Origin of the sequence: Rhizobacter sp., from assembly GCA_019635355.1 — a bacterium.
GTDB lineage: Bacteria > Pseudomonadota > Gammaproteobacteria > Burkholderiales > Burkholderiaceae_C > Rhizobacter.
Genome location: JAHBZQ010000001.1, coordinates 1,564,352 through 1,581,375, shown reverse-complemented (window position 1 = coordinate 1,581,375; position 17,024 = coordinate 1,564,352). Strand labels below are relative to the sequence as shown.

Sequence of the window (17,024 nt, the reverse complement as noted above, 5' to 3'; positions counted from 1 at the left end):
TTACCCTCGCGGTTCAGGAGTCCACATGAACCTCGCCCATCTGCTGCTGCGCAGTGCCCGCAGCGCCGGCCACCGACCCGCCGTCTACCTCGGCACCGAGCTTCTCTTCGACTACGCCACGCTCGCCACGCGTGCGGCCTCGCTCGGCCGCGCGCTCACCGAGCACCACGGCCTGCAGCCGGGCGACCGTGTCGGCCTCTTCATGAGCAACCACCCGGCGGTGCTCGAGATCTTCTTCGGCTGCTGGTGGGCGGGCCTCGCGGTCGTGCCGATCAACCCCAAGCTGCACCCGCGCGAGGTCGACTACATCCTCGCGCACAGCCAGGCGTCGGTCGTCTTCACCACGGGCGACATCGGCCCCGCACTGGCCGCGCTCGACGACCGCACGGCCGCGTGGCGCGAGCTGTTCTTCGTCGACGAGCCCGGCTACGCGCAGCTGCTGCAGGCCCCGCCGCTCGACGCGCCGGCCGAACGCCGCGGCGACGATCTTGCGTGGCTCTTCTACACCTCGGGCACCACCGGCCGGCCCAAGGGCGTGACGATCACGCACCGCAACCTGATGACGATGTCGCTGTGCTACTTCAGCGACGTCGACACGGTGCAGCCCGACGACGCGGCGCTCTATGCCGCGCCGATGTCGCACGGCGCCGGCCTGTACAGCCTGCCGCACGTGCTGGCCGGGGCGAAGCACGTGGTGCCCGCTTCGCGCGGCTTCGACGCGGCCGAGGTGCTCGTGCTCGGCCGACACTTCGGCAGCGTCTCGATGTTTGCCGCGCCCACGATGGTGAAGCGCCTGGTCGACCAGGCCGTGGCGCAGGGAGAAGACGGCACCGGCCTCAAGACCATCGTCTACGGCGGCGGCCCGATGTACGTGGAAGACCTGCAGCGCGCGCTGCGCGTGATGGGTCCGCGCTTCGTGCAGATCTACGGGCAGGGCGAAAGCCCGATGACGATCACCGCGCTCTCGCGCCGGCAGATCACCGACACCCAGCACCCCGACCACCTCGCACGCCTCGGCTCGGTGGGCGTGGCGATGGCCGCCGTCGAAGTGCGCGTGACCGATGCGCAAGGCCGCACGCTGCCCACCGGCGAGACCGGCGAAGTGGTGGTGCGTGGCGACTCGGTGATGGCCGGCTACTGGCGCGACGACGCGGCCACTGCCCACACGCTGCGCGATGGCTGGCTCTTCACCGGCGACATGGGCAGCCTCGACGAACACGGCTTCCTCACGCTGCGCGACCGCTCGAAGGACGTGATCATCAGCGGCGGCTCCAACATCTACCCGCGCGAGGTGGAAGAAGCGCTGCTGCGCCACCCCGGCGTGGCCGAGGTCTCGGTGGTGGGCCGGCCCGATGCCGACTGGGGCGAGATCGTCGTCGCCTTCGTCGTGCCCCGCTCCGGCGCCGAGCTCGAACCGCTGGCGCTCGACGAGGTGTGCCGCGAGCACATCGCGCGTTTCAAGCGCCCCAAGGAATACCACCTGCTCGACGCCTTGCCGAAGAACCACTACGGCAAGGTGCTCAAGACCGAACTGCGGGCGCGGCTGGCCGCGATGCCCGCACGCTGACCTGCTTCACCCCCACCCGTCGAGACCCCCATGAGCACACCTTCCCTGCACGGGCGCACCGCCCTCGTCACCGGCTCGATGCAAGGCATCGGCCTGGCCATCGCCACCCGCCTCGCGAAAGACGGCGTTCGCATCGTGCTGCACGACGTGGCCGAGCCGGCCAAGGCCCAGGCGGCCCTCGATGCCGTGCGCGACGCTGGCGCGCCCGCGGCGACCTACCTGCAGCGCGACCTGCGCCACGCCGCCGAGATCGACGCGCTGATGGCCGACGCCATCGCCTGGCAGGGCCGGCTCGACATCGTGGTCAACAACGCCGGCATCCAGTACACCGCGCCCATCGTCGACATGCCGCCGCAGAGCTGGGACGCGATCCTCGCGATCAACCTGTCGTCGGCCTTCCACACCATGCGCCTCGCCTTGCCCGGCATGGTGGCGCGTGGCTACGGCCGCATCGTCAACATCGCCTCGGTGCATGGCCTGGTGGCGTCGGCGCAGAAGGGCCCGTATGTGGCCGCGAAGTTCGGCCTCGTGGGCCTCACGCGGGTGGCGGCGCTCGAATGCGCGGCCGTCGGCTCGAGCGAGACGGGTGGCGTGACGGCCAACTGCATCGCCCCGGGCTGGACCGAGACCGCGCTGATCCAGCCGCAGATCATGGCGCGCGCGCAGGCGCATGGTGGAGACCGCGCCGCTGGCATCAAGGAGCTGCTGCAGGAGAAGCAGCCGAGCCACCGCATGTCGGCCCCGTCCGAGATCGGCGAGGTGGCCGCGATGCTGTGCCAGCCCTGGGCGCACAACATCAACGGCATTACGCTGCCGGTCGACGGCGGCTGGACGGCGCAGTAGCGCCCGCTACTTCAGCAGCTTGCCCTGGCTGCCGATCACCGTCACCTCGACGAAGCGCGAGCCCACGCGCTCCTTCGGCCCGTAGCTGATGCGCACGCCGCCGAGGTTGTGGTTGTTGATCGACTCCAGCGCGTTCATCACCTTGGCGCGCGTGGGCTTCGGCCCCGCGCGGCGCAGCGCTTCCACCAGCACCTTGGCGCCGAGGTATTCCTCGAAGTTGGTGTAGTTCACCTCCTCCTTCGGCGCGTACTTGCGCATCGCCTCGTGGAACTCACGCACCACCGGCATCGTCTGCTGGTAGGGGTAGGGCACCACCTGGCTGATGCCCAGGCCGCGCACGTTCTCGATGCCGCCGAGCTTCACGAGTTCGGCCGGGTCGACCACCGAGATGTTGAAGAGCTGCCCGCCGCCCCCCGCCGCGCGGTATTGCTTCGCGAAGGCCGCGGCGGGTTTGTTGACCGCCACCATGATCACCGCCTGCGGCGCCGCGCCGCGGATCACCTTCACGGCCGCGTCCACGTCGGTCGTGTTGCGCTCGTAGCCGGCCGAGGCCACGAGCTTGCGCCCGCGCCGCTGCAGCGCCGACTCCACGCCCGCGAGGCCCGCCGTGCCGAAGGCATCGTTCTGGTAGAGCACCGCCACGCGCGTGAGGCCCTGCGTGTTGAGCTGCTTGATCATGTGCTCGGTCTCGTCGGCATAGCCGGCGCGCACGTGGAAGATCCACGGGTTGAACGGTTTGCGCAGCAGCTCGCCGCCGGTGTAGGGCGCCACCAGCGCGATGCCGGCATCGGCCAGCACCTTGTCTTCGAGCAGCTTGCCGATGTTGGCGGTGCCGGCAAAGCCGAAGAGCGCGAGCACCTCGGGCTTGGCCACCAGCTCCTTGGTGAGGCGCAGGGTCTCGTCGACCTTGTAGCCGTCGTCCATCACGAGCGTGCGGATCTTTGCGCCGTGCACGCCACCGGCGTCGTTGACGGCATCGAAGTACACCTTGCCGCCGAGCACCATCTGGTGCCCGGTGCTCGCCAGCACGCCCGACAGCGGCGCCACCTGGCCGATGGTGATGGTCTCCTGTGCCGAAGCGAGCGTGGCCCCCATCAGCAGGACGACGCTCGCGATCCAGGTGCGGCGTGTGCGTGTCTTGAGCCCTGTGTGCATGCAATGCCCCTCGTTACCAAATGTGAGGCGATGCTAGGAGGCGCCTGCGCGCGCCACCACGGGGCCTTCGATGGCGGTGCGGCTACCTAGGGGTTGCTGCTGGCGATGAACTACCTAACGGGTCGTACTGATGTAGTCCTACGACTGCTCGCCGCCGGGGGCGACTTCTACATTGGGCCGCTCACCCACAACCCCGAGGAGACGACCCCATGAAATCAAAGCGCAAGCCCATCCTGCGTGTCGCAATGCTCACCTTGAGTGCTGCCGGCCTCAGCGCCTGCGGCGGCAACAACGACCCCGAGGTGAGCACGCTGCCCACCGGCATGACCACCGTGAGCGTCACCACCTACAGCGCCACCACGGTCGGCAGCGGCAGCACCGCGGCCACGCAGGACCTGCTCACCGGCGGCCTGGGCCGCACTGGCCTGGGCGCTGCCGCCGCACCCGCGTATGCCGACCCGGCCAACCCCACCGCCACCGAGCTGCGCCGCAATGCGCTCTATGCCAACTACCGCGGCCTCGTCGACTACACCGCCAACGGCGGCTACGGCCGCCTCTACGGGCCCAACATCGACCTCGCCGGCAACGACACGCTGGGCGAAGGCCTCATCCCCGGCCGCGAATACCTCGCCGTGCTCGACGACGGCACCGGCCGCAAGCAGGTGACGGTGGCGGTGCAGATCCCCACGAGCTTCGACCGCAACGCACCGTGCCTCGTGGCCGGCCCGTCCTCGGGCTCGCGCGGCGTCTATGGTGCGCTGGCCTCGGCCGCCGAGTGGGGCCTGAAGCGCAATTGCGCCGTCGTGCTCACCGATGCCGGCAAGGGCGTCGGCCTCTACGACCCGAGCGACGACACGGTGAACCGCATCGACGGCACGCGCGCCACGCGCAGCGCCGCCGGCGCGCTCTCGAACTTCGCCGCGGTGATCACCGACGCCGCCCGTGCTGCCTTCAATGCGGCCTTCCCCAACCGCCTGGCGATCAAGCAGGTGCACTCGCAGCTCAACCCCGAGAAGGACTGGGGCACCGACACGCTCACCGCCATCCGCTACGCGCTCTATGCGCTCAACCAGGAGTACGCCGACAACTCGCCGGTCGGCAACGGCAAGCTCGTGCGCTACACGCCGGGCAACACGCTGGTGATCGCCGGCTCGGTGTCGAACGGCGGTGCCGCGGTGCTGCGCGCCGCCGAGCAAGACACGGGCGGGCTGATCGACGGCGTGGTGGCCGGCGAGCCCAGCGCCCAGCCCGACACCACCACCGGCTACGGCGTGAGCTTCGCCGGTGCGCCGGTGCCGAGCTTCGGCCGCTCGCTGGCCGATTACTTCACCTTCGCCAACCTCTACCAGCCTTGTGCCGCGCTCGCGCCGGCCGCGCAGATGGCCGAGGCCTCGGTCTACAACTACATGACGCTCACCGGCATGAACGCGCGCGCCACCAACCGCTGCACCGCGCTCGCGGCCAAGGGCCTGGTGACGGGGGCCACCACCACGGACCAGGCCAACGATGCGCTCGCCCGCCTGCGCGCCTACGGCTGGACGGCCGACAACGACACCATGCACAACGCGCACTACGGCCTGGGCAACGCCGCGATCATCTCGGCCATGTACCCGACCGGCTACGGCCGCTTCGGTCTTGTCGATAACCTGTGCGGCGTGAGCTTCGCGCCCGTCAACGGCACGGGCGACGTGGTCGCGGTCAACGCCAACGTGAAGGCCGCCAGCTTCGCGCTTGCCAATGGCACGGCCAACGGCACGCCCGCAAGCGTGGTCTACAACGATTCGGAAGGTGGCGCCAAGTCATGGGCGTTCGCCGTCTCGCCGTCGACCCACATGGCCGACTTCGCCCTCGATGCCGCGCTGTGCCAGCGTGCGCTCGTGACGGGCACCGACCCGGTGACCGGCGCGGCCCTGAGCGGCGTGTCGACACCCACGCTCGCGCAAAGCCAGGCGGTGCGCGCCGGCATCGGCGAGGTGCTGTTCAACGGCAACCTGCGCGGCAAGCCCACGCTCATCATGTCGGGCCGCAGCGATGCGCTGCTGCCCGTCAACCACGCGGTGCGCGCCTACGTGGCCTACAACCGCGTGGTCGAAGGCAGTGCCAGCCAGCTGAGCTACGTGGAGGTCGAGCATGCGCAGCACTTCGACGCGTTCATCCCGTTCTCGGGCTTCGACACGCGCTTCGTGCCGCTGCACGTGTACTTCAACCAGGGCATGAACGCGATGTGGGCCAAGCTGCGCAGCAATACCGCGTTGCCCGCGAGCCAGGTGGTGCGCACCACGGTGCGTGGCGGCACGCCGGGCGCAGCACCGGCCCTGACCACGGCGAACGTGCCGCCGATGGCGGCCACGCCGGCTGCGGGTGACGCCATCACCTTCAGCGGCACCAGCATCGCCATTCCGAACTGATGGCGGTTTGATGGACGGGCGCTGGCCGGGCTACATCAACCCGGCCAGGCGCGACACCATCTCGGTGGCCGTGTTGACCTTGAGTTTTCTCAAGAGCCTCACGCGATGTGCATCGATCGTGCGCGGGCTCACCTCGAGCACGCGTGCGATCTGCTTGCTCGTCTTGCCTTCGATCAGCAGCTGCGCGATCTCGCGCTCACGGGAGGTGAGGGCGGTGGTGATGGGGCGGCGAGCGGAGATGTCTTCGAACATCCACACCGTGCAGCCGTATGGGTCGTCGCGGTCGAGCGTGCGGCCCGAGGCGTGGCACCAGAAGAGCCGGCCATCGCGGTGTTTCATGATGCGCTCATCGGCATATCGGCCGCAGTCGCGCAGCGCTTCGAAGCCACGCGCGCCGATGCCCATGAACTCGCTCTGCGAGGGGTAGAGCATGCACATCGACTGGCCCGTCAGATCGGCGGTCTCGTAGCCGAACATCGATGCCAGGGCTTCGTTGCAGCGCTGGATGACGCGGTTGTTGAGCACGCACAGTCCCACCGGGGCCATGTCGAAGGCCAGCACGAGGTTGACGTCGGGCGGGTGGTGGAGAGCGGGGTTCATGGCGAATGTCGGCGCGAGCATAGCGAGGCGCCGATGCACATCACATGCCACGAGTACTTAAGCAAAAAGCAGTAACGGCTTCTTCCCCAAAAACTGCACGGTCGAGCGCAAGTCTGGCCGGGTGAACCCTAGCGTAGTCGCTCGCCATTGCGGCGCGCAACGCCAGTCACGACACTGCCGCCTCTCGCAAAGGAGCAGCAGTGGATTGCATTCTTCACACCGAGCGCTTGACCAAAGAGTTCAAGGGCTTCGTGGCTGTCGACAAAGTGGACTTGCGTGTCCGCCGAGGAGACATCCACGCATTGATCGGCCCCAACGGCGCAGGCAAGACGACGTGTTTCAACCTGCTGACCAAATTCCTGACACCGACCTCGGGCCGCATCGTCTTCAACGGCGAAGAGATCACGCACGACACACCGGCGCGCATCGCCGAGCGCGGCGTGATCCGCTCGTTCCAGATCTCGGCGGTGTTTCCGCACATGACGGTGCTCGAGAACGTGCGCGTCGCACTGCAGAAGAAGCTCGCCACGTCTTTCCACTTCTGGAAGCCCGAGCGTTCGCTCGACGGCTTGAACGCGCGGGCGCTGGAGCTGCTGCGTGAAGTCGACCTCGCACCTTATGCCCACCTCACCACCGTCGAGCTGAGCTACGGCCGCAAGCGCGCACTCGAGATCGCCACCACGCTTGCGATGGAGCCCGAGCTGATGCTGCTCGACGAGCCCACGCAAGGCATGGGCAGCGAAGACGTCGACCGCATCCGCAAGCTCATCAAGCGGGTGTCGGCGGGCCGCACCATCCTGATGGTCGAACACAACATGAGCGTGGTGTCGAGCATCGCCGACACCATCACCGTGCTGGCGCGTGGGGCCACGCTGGCCGAAGGGCCGTATGCCGAGGTGTCGAAGAACCCGTCGGTGATCGAGGCCTACATGGGTAGCGCTCAGGTCGAATTGGCGGGGGCGCATTGATGTTGCATGCGTCGATCGGTGCCAGCCGAGGCTGCCGGGTGACCGGCTCCGCTCATGTCCCCCGGCCAGGCTGCGCCTGGCCTCCTCCTTTACTTCGCTACGCCGGTCACCCGACAGCCTCGGCGCGCACTGGCGGTGGCATGCCGAGTTCTTGGCGTGCCTCGGTCGTGCCTTGCTCGCTGCGGCAGGGCGCCGTGTGGAGCGAAGTAAAGGAGGAGAGGCGGGCGCAGCCCGACTCGGGGGACATGAGCGGAACACGGCGCCCTGTCGCAGCGAGCCCGCTCCGCTCCACAAACAGGACACATTGAACATGCCCACCCCATTCCTAGAAATCAGAAACCTCCAAGGCTGGTACGGCGAAAGCCACGTGCTGCATGGCGTGAATTTCCACGTCAACGAAGGCGAAGTCGTCACGCTCTTGGGCCGCAACGGCGCCGGCCGCACGAGCACCATGCGCGCCATCATGGGCTTGATCGGTGCTCGCAAGGGCAGCATCAAGGTGCAGGGCAAGGAGACGATCCATCTCCCCACGCACCGCATTGCCCGCCTGGGCCTCGGCTACTGCCCCGAAGAGCGCGGCATCTTGTCAAGCCTGAGCGCGGAAGAGAACCTGCTGCTGCCGCCTTCGCTGATGCCCGCCGGCATGAGCCTCGACGACATCTACGCGATGTTTCCCAACCTCAAGGAGCGCGCCAAGAGCCAGGGCACGCGCCTCTCGGGCGGCGAGCAGCAGATGCTCGCCGTCGCCCGCATCCTGCGCACCGGCGCCAAGCTGCTTCTGCTCGACGAGATCTCCGAAGGCCTCGCGCCGGTGATCGTGCAGAAGCTCGCCGAGATGGTGCAGATGCTGCGCTCGCGTGGCTACACCGTGCTGATGGTGGAGCAGAACTTCCGCTTCGCCGCCCCCCTGGCCGACCGCTTCCTCGTGATGGAGCACGGCCGCGTCATCCAAGAGTTCACCCAAGCCGAGTTGCCCATGCACCTGGATCAGTTGCACGAAACCCTCGGCGTCTAAACCGTTCACCCCAAGGAGACACGTTCTTGAAGCTCAACAAACTCAAAGCCCTCGCCGCCGCCTGCGGCCTCGCCTGCATCGCCCCGCTGGCACACGCCCAGATCTCGGGTGACGTGATCCGCATCGGCTTCATCACCGACATCTCGGGGCTGTACTCCGACATCGACGGCCCGGCCGGCGCCGAGATGATCCGCCAGGCCGTGGCCGACATGGGCGGTGCGATCAACGGCAAGAAGATCGAAGTGCTGGTGGCCGACCACCAGAACAAGGCCGACATCGCCAGCGCCAAGGCACGCGAGTGGTTCGACCAGCAAGGCCTCGACCTGCTGATTGGCGGCACCAACTCCGGCACCAGCCTCGCGATGGCCGGCGTGGCCGCCGAGAAGAAGAAGCCCTTCATCGCCGTGGGCGCGGCCGCGTCGGCGCTGACCAACGAGCGCTGCTCGCCCTACACCGTGCACTGGGCCTACGACACCGTGGCGCTCGCCAAGGGCACCGGCAACGCCGTCGTGAAGGCCGGTGGCAAGAGCTGGTATTTCCTGACCGCCGACTACGCCTTCGGCTCGGCCCTGCAGACCGACACCTCGGCCATCGTCAAGGCGGCCGGTGGCAACGTGATCGGCGCGGTGCGCCACCCGCTGTCGGCCAGCGACTTCTCGTCGTTCCTGCTGCAGGCGCAGACCAGCAAGGCGCAGATCCTGGGCCTCGCCAACGCGGGCGGCGACATGATCAACGCGGTGAAGGCCGCCAACGAGTTCGGCATCACCAAGACGATGAAGCTTGCGGGCCTGCTCATGTTCATCAACGACGTGCACTCGCTCGGCTTGAAGACGGCGCAAGGCATGTACCTCACCGACAGCTGGTACTGGAACCAGGACGCCGACACCCGCGCCTGGAGCCGCAAGTTCTTCGACAAGTTCAAGCGCATGCCCTCGTCGATCCAGGCCGCCGACTACTCTGCCGCGCTGCAGTACCTGAATGCGGTCAAGGCCACCGGCACCGACGACGCCGACAAGGTGCTCGCGCACATGAAGAAGACGCCGGTCAACGACGTGTTCGCCAAGGGCGGCCACATCCGCGACGACGGCCGCATGGTGCACGACATGTACCTGATGCAGGTGAAGACGCCGGCGCAGTCGAAGGAGCCGTGGGATTACTACAACGTGGTCGAGACCATCAAGGGCGAAGCCGCCTGGACGACCAAGGCCGAGTCGCGCTGCGCCCTCTGGAAATAACGCGCACAGCTCCGTTCGGGCTGAGCCTGTCGAAGCCCGCCCCGAGCGCGTCGAAGGGCCCTTCGACAAGCTCAGGTCGAACGGAGCAGTACGCCCCCCACCGTCATGACTGAAATCTTTGGTATCCCCATCCAGGCCTTCATGGGGCAACTCATGCTCGGCCTGGTGAACGGCTCGTTCTACGCCATGCTGAGCCTCGGCCTGGCGGTGATCTTCGGCCTCTTGGGCATCGTGAACTTCGCGCATGGCGCGCTGTACATGATCGGCGCCTACGTGGCCTGGTTCTCGCTCGAGACCTTCGGACTCAACTACTGGATGGCGCTGCTGCTCGCGCCGCTGGTGGTGGGTGCGCTCGGCCTCGTGATCGAGCGCACGCTGCTCAAGCACCTCTACAAGCTCGACCCGATCTACGGGCTCTTGCTCACCTTCGGCATCTCGCTGATCTTCGAAGGTGTGTTCCGCGAGCAGTACGGCGTGTCGGGCCAGTCGTACTCGGTGCCTGACGCGCTGCAAGGTGCCACCAACCTCGGCTTCATGGTGCTGCCCAACTACCGCGCCTGGGTGATCGTGGCCTCGCTCATCGTCTGCCTGGGCACCTGGGCCTTGATCGAGAAGACGAGCCTCGGCGCCAAGCTGCGCGCCGGCACCGAGAACCCGGCGCTGGTGCAGGCCTTCGGCATCAACGTGCCGATGATGGTGATGTTCACCTACGCGGGTGGTGCGGCGCTCGCCGCGCTGGCCGGCGTGCTGGCGGCGCCGGTGATCCAGATCACGCCGCTCATGGGCACCAACCTCATCATCGTCGTCTTCGCGGTGGTGGTGATCGGCGGCATGGGCTCCATCCTCGGCTCCATCCTCACCGGGCTCGCGCTCGGCCTGGTCGAGGGTCTGACGAAAGTGTTCTACCCCGAGGCGTCCAACATCGTCGTCTTCGTGATCATGGCCATCGTGCTGATGATTCGCCCCGCCGGCCTCTTCGGCAAGGAGAAGTAAGTTGTCTTCACTGTTCTCGACCCCGGCCCGCATCGCCGGCTGGGCGGCGCTCGCCCTCTTCATCGCCGCCCCCTTCATCGGCATCTACCCGGTGTTTGCGATGAAGGCGCTCTGCTACGCGCTCTTCGCGTGTGCCTTCAACCTGCTGCTCGGCTACACCGGCCTCCTGTCGTTCGGCCACGCCGCCTTCATGGGTGCGGCGGCCTACGGCACGGGCTGGCTGGTGCGCTCGGGTGGGCTCACACCTGAGCTGGGCTTGATCGCCGGCGTGCTGGTGGCCGCTGCGCTCGGCCTGGTGGTCGGGCTGATTGCCATCCGTCGCCAGGGCATCTACTTCGCGATGATCACGCTCGCGATGGCGCAGATGATCTTCTTCATCTGCCTGCAGGCGCCGTTCACCGGCGGTGAAGACGGGCTGCAGGGCGTGCCGCGCGGCAAGCTCTTCGGCCTCTTGCCGCTCGACAACGACCTTGCGATGTACTTCTTCGTGCTGGCCATCTTCGTGGCGGTGTACCTCTTCATCGTGCGCGTGGTGCACTCGCCCTACGGCCAGGTGCTGAAGGCGATCCGCGAGAACGAGCCGCGTGCCATCTCGCTCGGCTACAACGTCAACCGCTACAAGCTGCTCGCCTTTGTGCTGTCGACCGCCATCGCCGGCCTGGCCGGTGGGCTGAAGACACTGGTGCTGGGGTTCGCCACCTTGTCCGACGTGCACTGGTCGCTCTCGGGCGAGGTGATCCTGATGACGCTGCTCGGCGGCCTCGGCACCTTCGCCGGCCCGGTGGTGGGTGCCTTCACCATCATCGGCCTGCAGAACTGCCTCGCCGACCGCGTGGGCTCGTGGGTCACGGTGATCATCGGCGCCATCTTCGTGGTCTGCGTGCTGGCCTTCCGCCGTGGCTTCGTGGGCGAGTTCATCGCGCGCCGCAAGAAGCCGGCTGCGGCCGAGCCGGCGGCGGCGGCGCCCGCGCAGGTGAAAGCGCACGCATGAAGCTCCAGCTCTCCGTCGCCCGGCGCCTCGCGCTGGGCTTTGCCAGCCTGGTGCTGATGCTCGTGGGCGTGGCCACGCTCAACGGGCTGGAGATCCGCTCGATGGGCGCGCGCATGCAGCACATCGTCGAAGTCGATAGCGCGCGCAGCGACCTCGCGCAGGCGCTGCTCGCCCACATCGGCCAGATGTCGGTGCAGGCCCGCTCGATCGCCTTGCTCACCGACCTGCGCGAGATCGACAACGAGATGAAGGCGCTCAACGCCACCGTGGCCCGCTACCAGGAGACGGAGCGCACGCTGGCCGCGTCGCTCGACGCGTCCACAGCCTCCGACGAGGAGCGCCAGCTCGTCGGCGAGATCGGCGCCACCGCCAAGGTGGCCATTCCCTTGCTGCTGCGCGCTGCCCGGCAGGGGCAGGACGGCTCCAACATCGAAGCCACCACCACCCTCATGACGCAGGCCCGGCCGCAAGAAGTGCTGTGGCGCGGCAAGGCCGAGCAGCTGATGGCGGTGGAGCGGCAGTCGAGCGTGGCCTCGTATGCGAGCGCCGTGTCGGGCCAGCAGCGCGCCTTGTCGATCGCGGCGGTGGTGGTGGCCATCGCCGTGCTCGCGGGTGCGTTGCTGGGCTGGCGCATCACGCGCAGCGTGAAGCAGCCCATCGACCGCGCCATCCGCGTGGCCGAGCGCATCGCCGAGGGCGACTTGAGCTCGCAGGTGGATGTGGGCTCGCACGACGAGATCGGCCGCCTGCTGCTGGCCATCGCCGCCATGCAGGAGCGGCTGCGCACGCTGGTCGGCCAGATCCGCGAGTCGTCCGACAGCATCCACGTGGCGAGTGCCGAGGTCAGCACCGGCAACCTCGACCTGAGCCAGCGCACCGAGCGGGCCGCGTCGAGCCTTCAGCAGACGGCCTCGTCGATGGAAGACTTGACGAGCACCGTGCGCCACAGCGCCAGCGCCGCCGAGAAGGCCAACCAGCTCGCGCACCGCGCCTCGGCGGTGGCCACGCGCGGCGGCGAGGTGGTGTCGCAGATGGTGTCGACCATGCGCGAGATCGACGACAGCTCGCGCAAGATCAGCGACATCATCGGCGTGATCGACGGCATCGCCTTCCAGACCAACATCCTCGCGCTCAACGCGGGCGTGGAGGCGGCGCGCGCCGGTGACCAGGGCCGCGGCTTCGCGGTGGTGGCGAGCGAGGTGCGCAATCTCGCGCAGCGCAGCGCCGTGGCCGCGAAGGAGATCAAGGCCTTGATCGACACCAGCGTCGACAAGGTCGATGCCGGGTCGCGCCTGGTGAAGGCGGCGGGCGAGACGATGGTCGAGATCGTGACGAGCGTCGACGAGGTGGCCGCGATCGTCGGGGAGATCACCACCGCTGCCTCGGCGCAGAGCACAGGCATCAGCCAGGTGAGCAGCGCCGTCACGCAGCTCGACCAGGTCACCCAGCAGAACGCCGCGCTGGTGGAAGAAGCCTCTGCCGCCGCCGAGAGCCTGCGCGAGCAGGCGCAGAGCCTCACCAACGTGGTGTCGGCCTTCCGGCTGAAGTAGGGAAGGGGGCTGGCCGCTGCTCGAAAGCCGGACGCGCTGTCTTCGAACCGGACGTTGCTGCACTGCGGTGCCGTCCGGCGAGCAGGCAGGCGCGCCAAGGCCAGGCCCGAGGGCAGGGCGGTTTCCAGAGGTGAGCCCGCGTGAGCGGCGCGCCGGCCCAGGCTGGCACCAAGCTTGCGCTGCGCCAAGGGCGCTCAACGCGGCGCAACACCCACACGCCCATCAGAGGCAAAGGAGACAAGCTTGAAATTCACCCGCATCCTCTTCGTGGCGGCCGCCCTCGGCGTGGCCGCGTCATCGGCCAGCGCCGCCGTGGTGGCACTGCCGGCCTACAACGTCGACAAGAGCCAGATCACCGTGTCGGGCCTGTCGTCGGGCGGCTTCATGGCCAACCAGCTCGGCTACGCCTACTCGGCCACCTTCTCGGGCGTGGGCGTGTTCGCCGCCGGCCCCTACATGTGCGCCGGCCACAGCAACTACACCGCCTGCATGTACAACGCGACCATCAGCGCCAGCATGCTCAGCACCATGCAGGCCGACCTCAACAACTGGAGCGGCACGGCCATCGACAACAAGGCCAACGTCGCCAACCAGAAGGTCTACCTCTTCGTCGGCACCAGCGATTCGACCGTCGGCCCCAACCCGATGGATGCGCTGAAGACGCAGTACACCAACAACGGTGTGCCCGCCGCCAACCTCGAGTACGTGAAGCGCGCGAGCACCGCGCACGTCTTCCCGACCGACTTCGACTCGACCGGCAACAACGCCTGCGGCACCAGCGCCTCGCCCTACATCTCGAACTGCGGCTACGACGGCGCCAAGGCGCTCTTCACCAAGCTTTACGGCACGCTCAACGCGCGCAACAACGCGCCCGCCGCGGCCAACTACATCGAGTTCAACCAGTCGACCTACAGCAACAACAACCCCGGCATGGCCGCGAGCGGCTGGCTCTATGTGCCGTCAGCCTGCGCGAGCGGCACGCAATGCAGGCTGCACGTGGCGCTGCACGGCTGCCAGCAGAGCACTTCCAACATCACCGACAAGTTCGTGAAGAACACCGGCTACACCCGCTGGGCCGACACCAACAACATCATCGTGCTCTTCCCGCAGACCAAGGTCGACAGCACCAGCCGCCCCACCTCGGCCAGCGGCTCGCTGCCCAACCCCAACGCCTGCTGGGACTGGGTCGGCTGGTACGGCAGCAACTTCGCGCAGAAGGCGGGCACGCAGGCCGCCGCCATCAAGGCGATGGTCGACCGCGTGGCCTCCGGCTCCACGGGCGGAGGGGGCACGCTCCCCGCGCCCACCAGCGTGAGCACCTCCAACGCCACTACCAGCAGCATGACCGTCACCTGGAGCACCGTGAGCAACGCGGTGGGCTACAACGTCTACCGCAACGGCGCCAAGGTCAACGGCGCGGCCGTCACCACCACCAGCTACACCGACAGCGGCCTCGCCGCCGGCACCACCTACAGCTGGACGGTGCGCGCGCTCGACGCCAACGGCGCCGAAGGCGCGACCTCCGCGCCCGCGAGCGGCACCACCACCGGCACGCCGCCACCCACCGCCACCTGCACCACCGCGAGCAACTACGCGCACACCACCGCGGGCCGTGCCACGCAAAGCGGCGGCTACACCTATGCGAAGGGCTCGGGCCAGAACATGGGGCTGTGGAACGTGTTCGTGACGACCACGCTCAAGCAGACCGGCACCGACTACTACGTGATCGGCACCTGCCCCTGAGATGACACAACTGTCGCGGCTGCTGCCGCTGGACTCCCACAGCGTGCTGAAGCTGGCCGCGAAGTCGATGTTCGAGGTCTTCGAGCAGCTGGCGATGGGCATGCTGGTGGTCGACCGCGACCACCGCATCGTGTGGATCAGCGAAGGCTACAAGCGCTTCCTGCCCGCGCTCGGCATCCGCGACGCCGATGACTTCGTCGGCCGCTTCGTCGAAGAGGTGGTGCCCAACACGCTGATGGGCAGCGTGATCGACAGCGGCCGCGCCGTGCTGGTTGATTTGCTCACCAACCAGGCCGGCACCTTCCTCGTGAGCCGCCTGCCGTTGCACGACGACGCCGGCCAGGTGATCGGCGCCATCGGCATGGTGCTGCTCGACCACCCCGGCACCAACATGCAGCCGCTGATGACGAAGTTCACCCGGCTGCAACGCGAGCTCGACGACGCACGCCGGCAGCTCGCGGTGCAGCGCCGCTCGCGCTACACCATCGCCAGCTTCATCGGCACCAGCCCCGCGGCCGTGGGCCTGAAGAGCATGGCGCTGCGCGTGGCCGGCACCGAGAGCACCGTGCTGCTGCTGGGCGAGACGGGCACCGGCAAGGAGGTGCTGGCGCAGGGCATCCACGCGGCGTCGCCGCGCTCGGGCGGCCCCTTCATCGGCATCAACATCGCGGCCGTGCCCGAGAGCCTGCTCGAAGCCGAGTTCTTCGGCGTGGCGCCCGGCGCCTTCACCGGCGCCGGCACCAAGGCGCGCGACGGCAAGTTCAAGCTGGCCAGCGGCGGCACGCTCTTTCTCGACGAAGTGGGCGACATGCCGCTGCCCTTGCAGGCCAAGCTCCTGCGCGTGCTGCAGGAGCAGGAGGTCGAGCCGCTCGGCGCCAACGAGGTGGTGCGGGTCGACGTGCGCGTGATCGCCGCCACCAGCCGCGACCTGCCGGCGATGGTGGCCGCGGGCGAGTTCCGCGCCGACCTGTTCTACCGGCTCAATGTGCTGCCGATCCGGCTGCCGGCGCTGCGCGAGCGCTTGTCCGACCTCGGGCCTCTGGCCGAGGCGCTGCTGGCCGACATCGCCCGTTGCAGCGGCATGCCCCAGCGCACGCTGACCGCCGACGCCCTGGCACTCTTGGCCGCCCAGCGCTGGCCCGGCAACGTGCGCGAGCTGCGCAACGTGCTGGAGCAGGCGAGCGTGATGACCGACGACCTGCAGCTCACCCCCGCGCACCTGGCCGGCGTGCTGCCCGGCCGCAGCTCGGCCGCGAACGCGCCGCGTGCGGCGGTCGATGGGTTCGACCCCGCCGCCCTGGTGCCGCAGGGCTCCCAGGCGATCCGCCCCTTGCCGGAGCTGATGGCCGACCTGGAGCGCCACGCCATCGGCGCTGCGCTGCGCGCGACGGCGGGCAACCGTGTGGCCGCGGCGAAGCTGCTGCGCATCTCGCGCGCCACGCTCTACGAGAAGCTGGTGCTCTACCCCGAGCTGCGCACGGCGGGCGCCCTGCCGCGCTGACACCCGTGCCGGGGCCGGCCGATCTGGCATGCTGCCCACCGTCTTCCGACGGGATGCCCACGATGCCGATGCACGCGCTTCAAGACCTGCCTTTCACTTCGGTGGTGCCCGGCCGCCCGGGTGCCTTGCCCGACGTGGCGACCCTCAAGCGGCAGATCGCGCTGGCGGCGCTGGCCCATTGCGAGCTCACCGAGCAGGCGCTCGGCGTCTACACGCCGCCGAAGGAGGTGCGCGAGGTGCAGCTCACCTACGCCGCCACCGACCAGATCCGCACGATGTGGCAGGGGCTTCGGCAGGCGGGCAGCACGGCGCCACCGACCATTCCCTTGAAGGTTTTTGTCACCGGCTTCGGGCAAGACTCGAACGGCGACACCTGGGCCGACATCGAGGTGCACCCCGGCCTGCCCGAGTGGGCCGGCCTCGCCTGAGCGCCCCGGGGTAACCGCGAGCGCTTC

Annotated in this window: 14 protein-coding genes; 12 read left to right on the top strand and 2 right to left on the bottom strand. The window is 68.4% G+C overall.

The window, feature by feature from the left end; all coding sequences use genetic code 11:
• Positions 1-25 precede the first annotated feature (25 nt).
• Complete coding sequence (locus tag KF892_07010; protein MBX3624745.1) at positions 26-1,567, top strand: AMP-binding protein; 1,542 nt, start codon at positions 26-28, stop codon at positions 1,565-1,567.
• Positions 1,568-1,597: 30 nt separating this feature from the next.
• Complete coding sequence (locus tag KF892_07005) at positions 1,598-2,410, top strand: 3-hydroxybutyrate dehydrogenase (protein MBX3624744.1); 813 nt, start codon at positions 1,598-1,600, stop codon at positions 2,408-2,410.
• Between the two features lie 6 nt (positions 2,411-2,416).
• Here the strand turns inward: KF892_07005 and KF892_07000 are convergent, their stop codons facing one another.
• Positions 2,417-3,565 (bottom strand): ABC transporter substrate-binding protein, encoded by a 1,149-nt coding sequence (locus KF892_07000; protein MBX3624743.1) that lies wholly within the window; start codon positions 3,563-3,565, stop codon positions 2,417-2,419.
• A gap of 209 nt (positions 3,566-3,774) precedes the next feature.
• Here KF892_07000 and KF892_06995 point away from each other — a divergent pair, with 209 nt between their 5' ends.
• Positions 3,775-5,973 carry a hydrogenase gene (locus tag KF892_06995; protein ID MBX3624742.1) on the top strand — a complete coding sequence of 733 codons (2,199 nt, stop codon included), beginning with the start codon at positions 3,775-3,777 and terminating at the stop codon, positions 5,971-5,973.
• A 30-nt stretch (positions 5,974-6,003) separates the two neighbouring features.
• Here the strand turns inward: KF892_06995 and KF892_06990 are convergent, their stop codons facing one another.
• Positions 6,004-6,594: a PAS domain-containing protein gene (locus tag KF892_06990; protein MBX3624741.1), complete on the bottom strand. Its 591-nt coding sequence runs from the start codon at positions 6,592-6,594 to the stop codon at positions 6,004-6,006.
• A 179-nt stretch (positions 6,595-6,773) separates the two neighbouring features.
• On the opposite strand from KF892_06990, the gene KF892_06985 reads away from it, so the two are divergent.
• From KF892_06985 to KF892_06945, 9 genes are all read left to right on the top strand, one after another.
• Positions 6,774-7,541, top strand: a complete 768-nt coding sequence (locus KF892_06985; GenBank protein ID MBX3624740.1) for an ABC transporter ATP-binding protein — start codon at positions 6,774-6,776, stop codon at positions 7,539-7,541.
• A gap of 310 nt (positions 7,542-7,851) precedes the next feature.
• Positions 7,852-8,556 carry an ABC transporter ATP-binding protein gene (locus KF892_06980; protein MBX3624739.1) on the top strand — a complete coding sequence of 235 codons (705 nt, stop codon included), beginning with the start codon at positions 7,852-7,854 and terminating at the stop codon, positions 8,554-8,556.
• Between the two features lie 26 nt (positions 8,557-8,582).
• Positions 8,583-9,791 (top strand): ABC transporter substrate-binding protein, encoded by a 1,209-nt coding sequence (locus KF892_06975; protein ID MBX3624738.1) that lies wholly within the window; start codon positions 8,583-8,585, stop codon positions 9,789-9,791.
• 105 nt (positions 9,792-9,896) lie between these two features.
• Positions 9,897-10,784, top strand: a complete 888-nt coding sequence (locus KF892_06970; GenBank protein ID MBX3624737.1) for a branched-chain amino acid ABC transporter permease — start codon at positions 9,897-9,899, stop codon at positions 10,782-10,784.
• A gap of 100 nt (positions 10,785-10,884) precedes the next feature.
• Positions 10,885-11,775: a branched-chain amino acid ABC transporter permease gene (locus KF892_06965; protein ID MBX3624736.1), complete on the top strand. Its 891-nt coding sequence runs from the start codon at positions 10,885-10,887 to the stop codon at positions 11,773-11,775.
• A complete protein-coding gene (locus tag KF892_06960; protein ID MBX3624735.1) occupies positions 11,772-13,325 on the top strand; it encodes a HAMP domain-containing protein in 1,554 nt (517 codons plus the stop codon). Before KF892_06965 ends, KF892_06960 begins: the two co-directional genes overlap by 4 nt.
• A gap of 243 nt (positions 13,326-13,568) precedes the next feature.
• Positions 13,569-15,068: a fibronectin type III domain-containing protein gene (locus KF892_06955; protein MBX3624734.1), complete on the top strand. Its 1,500-nt coding sequence runs from the start codon at positions 13,569-13,571 to the stop codon at positions 15,066-15,068.
• Between the two features lies 1 nt (position 15,069).
• The gene (locus KF892_06950; GenBank protein MBX3624733.1) at positions 15,070-16,569 is read left to right on the top strand and encodes a sigma 54-interacting transcriptional regulator; all 1,500 of its coding nucleotides are present in this window, start codon (positions 15,070-15,072) and stop codon (positions 16,567-16,569) included.
• 62 nt (positions 16,570-16,631) lie between these two features.
• Entirely contained in the window at positions 16,632-16,997 is a 366-nt protein-coding gene (locus tag KF892_06945) for a hypothetical protein (protein MBX3624732.1), read from the top strand.
• The last annotated feature ends 27 nt before the right edge of the window (positions 16,998-17,024 follow it).